Below are 3,427 nucleotides of genomic sequence, written 5' to 3'. Positions count from 1 at the left end.
ATATGAAGCCAAACGAAGAGGAATCCTAATATTAAGAAGTATTCCTAGTTATATTGAACAGGAACATAATTGTACATCATAAATGATCATTTTTGTACAAAATTATATTGACATTTATAGTCTGTGGAATAAAGGTGGAAAGGCATGGACTTATGAGTACAAATATCGCCGAGGTGGTAAAACGCTCTGTGCGTTATATGCCAGAGAAAATTGTATAGGATTTATGATTATCTTTGGAAAAGACGAAAGAGCAAAATTTGAAGCAGAACGCAATGATTATTCTCAACAAGTCCAAAAAATCTATGATGAAGCTAAAACCTATCGAGATGGTAAATGGGTAATGTTTGAACCCACCGATACATCAATGTTTCAAGATTTTATTAAATTACTAGGAATTAAGAGAAAGCCAAATAAAAAGTAATAATTATCACGTTGGCGTATACGAAATCCTAATTTTACAATTTCATATCCCACACACAAAGCGGTTACTCCATTGGAGATCAACCGCTTTTTCTATACTCAAATTTAAGATTGGAGTGATTGATTGAAAGATATTTTTACCGATATGCAGGCAAAAATCGGGTGTCCGTATCTCTCCGACCTGCCCTATTACAAGCGTACGGTCTGGTTTGAGATGAAACGCCTTTGCCTGTCTGACTACCCTAAGAAACAGTTAGAAGATTTTTCACGCTATGTATTCGGTGTGCCTTACGCCGTCATACAGGAAGCGTTGACAAGAGAGGACGTGATGAAACATGGAAGAAATGCGTGTGCAGATTGAAGCACGAGAACCGACAGACGACGAGATACGAGCCTTTTGGTTCACCCTGCCTATCGACACGGAACAGGTGGAAGAACTGCTGGGGATTGATGTAGATACAGACTATTACTATATCACGGGCAAGGAGCTTCCCTTTGCTGATGAAGTGCAGGAAGATACCACCGTCGAAAAGCTCAATGACCTGTACCATACCTACGAAAATCTACCCTCTGATTTGAAAGAGGACTATACGGAGCTGATGTGCTATTTCACTGACCTTGACGAACTGCACCGATACAGAAACGACATTATTCATTATTCTTGGTGCAAGAACATGACGGACGTTGCCCGCCACATTCTGAACAATGACCCAGACTTTACTTCCCTAAGTGAGAACGTCACCCGCTATTTCGATTTTGAAGCCTACGGGCAGTACCTTGACGACAACGGACGCTTTGTGGAAACCGACCACGGTATCTATGAACTTCCGTAGAAAAGAGGTGTGTGCCTATGGTTGACGACATGAGGGTGTATATCGCTAATCTTGGCAAGTACAACGAGGGCGAACTTGTCGGGGATTGGTTCTCTTTCCCTATCGACGAGGAAGATGTTGCGGAGCGTATCGGGCTGAACAGCTATTATGAGGAATACGCTGTCCATGATACCGACAACTTCCCTATTGAAATCGGGGAGTATATCTCCATTCAAGAACTCAATGAGATGTACGAGATGATTTGTGAGCTTCCCGACTATATCACAGACGCTCTGGACGAGTTTGTTTCCCACTATGGAAGTCTGGAAGAAGTCTACGAACACAAGGACGACATTTATTTCTATCCAGACTGTGACGACATGACAGACATTGCCTATTACTTCATTGACGAGTTACAAGTGCTGGGCGAGATACCGCTACCGTTGCAGAACTATATCGACTATGAAGCATACGGCAGGGACTTGTCCATAGAGGGGACGTTCATTGAAACAAGCCGTGGGATATGCGAGATACCATATTAGAGCTGGCAGATCAGCAACAGGAAGTGTTGCTACTGACAGCTTTTTCTATCAAGGACAGTCTGAAAAACGGCTGTCCTTTTCCATTACAACGAAAGGAGCTGAAACGAATTGAAGAAGATTAAGAGCTACACGGGTATCTGGAACGTGGAGAAAGTCTTATACGCAATCAATGATTTTACTCTCCCGTTTCCCGTTACCTTTACCCAGATAACGTGGTTTGTCATCACGGAGTTTGTCGTCATTCTCTTAGGGGACTTACCGCCGTTATCGCTTATCGAGGGGGCATTTTTAAAATACTTCGGTATTCCCGTTGCCCTCACATGGTTCATGAGCCAAAAAACCTTTGACGGCAAGAAGCCTTACAGCTTCTTGAAATCGCAGATTACATTTGCCCTGCGACCAAAAGTGACCTATGCAGGAAAAGCCGTGAAGCTGGAAAAAGAAGTGTTCAGCGAACCTGTCACGGCGGTTAGGAGTGTGATGTATGTTCCCGATTAAGTATATCGACAACAACCTTGTCTGGAACAAGGACAATGAGGTATTCGCCTACTATGAGCTGATACCGTATAACTATTCTTTTCTGTCAGCGGAACAGAAATTTATCGTCCATGACAGCTTCCGTCAGCTTATCGCACAGTCCCGTGAGGGGAAGATACACGCCTTGCAGATAGCGACGGAAAGCTCCGTAAGAAGCATACAGGAGCAGTCAAAAAGATTGGTGACGGGGCGACTTCGTGATGTGGCGATACAGAAGATAGATGAACAGACGGAAGCCCTTGTTTCCATGATTGGCGACAATCAAGTGGACTACTGCTTTTTTATCGGCTTCAAGCTCATTGTGACCGAGGAAAAAGTCAGTCTGGACAGCATGAAGAAGTCAGCTTTTATGACATTCAAAGAGTTCTTGAACGAGGTCAACCATACGCTGATGAATGACTTTATCTCCATGCCAGATGATGAAATCAACCGCTACATGAAAATGGAGAAATTGCTGGAAAATAAAATCTCCCGCCGTTTCAAGTTCCGACGCTTGGACAAGAACGACTTCGGCTATCTTATCGAGCATATCTACGGCAGGGACGGCGTGGCGTATGAGGACTATGAGTATTCGCTTCCAAAGAAGAAGCTGAAAAAGACAACGCTTATCAAGCAGTACGACCTTATCCGTCCGACCCGCTGTCTGATAGAAGAAAGCCAGCGATATTTGCGACTGGAACATGAGGACAGCGAGAGCTTTGTGTCCTACTTTACCGTCAATGCCATTGTGGGCGAGCTGGATTTTCCGTCGTCGGAAATCTTCTATTTCCAGCAACAGCAGTTCACCTTTCCCGTGGACACTTCTATGAATGTGGAAATCGTGGGAAACAGAAAAGCGTTATCGACTGTCCGTAACAAGAAGAAAGAGCTGAAAGACTTGGACAATCACGCCTATCAGTCTGGAAGCGAAACAAGCTCAAATGTGGTGGACGCATTAGACAGCGTGGACGAGCTGGAAACCGATTTAGACCAGAGCAAGGAAAGTATGTATAAACTTTCCTATGTGATAAGGGTATCAGCTCCCGACCTTGACGAGCTGAAACGACGCTGTGATGAGGTCAAGGACTTTTACGACGACCTCAATGTAAAATTAGTTCGTCCCGCTGGGGATATGCT

Annotated in this window: 5 protein-coding genes and 1 pseudogene; all 6 read left to right on the top strand. The window is 44.1% G+C overall.

All coding sequences use genetic code 11. The annotated features are described in order from the left end of the window. Positions 1-82: 82 nt before the first annotated feature. Positions 83-421, top strand: a complete 339-nt coding sequence (locus B5E75_RS14055; protein ID WP_087360550.1) for a DUF3788 domain-containing protein — start codon at positions 83-85, stop codon at positions 419-421. Between the two features lie 123 nt (positions 422-544). Continuing rightward, the gene (locus B5E75_RS14050) at positions 545-781 is read left to right on the top strand and encodes a hypothetical protein (RefSeq protein ID WP_010817896.1); all 237 of its coding nucleotides are present in this window, start codon (positions 545-547) and stop codon (positions 779-781) included. Next, positions 756-1,253 (top strand): antirestriction protein ArdA, encoded by a 498-nt coding sequence (locus B5E75_RS14045; RefSeq protein ID WP_010817897.1) that lies wholly within the window; start codon positions 756-758, stop codon positions 1,251-1,253. The genes B5E75_RS14050 and B5E75_RS14045 overlap by 26 nt, the downstream gene beginning before the upstream one ends. Before the next feature lie 17 nt (positions 1,254-1,270). After that, the gene (locus tag B5E75_RS14040; RefSeq protein WP_010817898.1) at positions 1,271-1,774 is read left to right on the top strand and encodes an antirestriction protein ArdA; all 504 of its coding nucleotides are present in this window, start codon (positions 1,271-1,273) and stop codon (positions 1,772-1,774) included. Positions 1,775-1,882: 108 nt separating this feature from the next. Further along, a complete protein-coding gene (locus B5E75_RS14035) occupies positions 1,883-2,272 on the top strand; it encodes a conjugal transfer protein (RefSeq protein WP_087360547.1) in 390 nt (129 codons plus the stop codon). Continuing rightward, positions 2,259-3,427 (top strand): annotated as a pseudogene (locus B5E75_RS14030) (conjugal transfer ATPase TcpF); the annotation flags it as partial. The gene B5E75_RS14035 and the pseudogene B5E75_RS14030, both read left to right, overlap by 14 nt.

Source organism: Massiliimicrobium timonense (assembly GCF_002160865.1).
Lineage (GTDB): Bacteria > Bacillota_I > Bacilli_A > Erysipelotrichales > Coprobacillaceae > Allocoprobacillus.
This window is presented reverse-complemented; position numbering and strand designations above follow the sequence as displayed.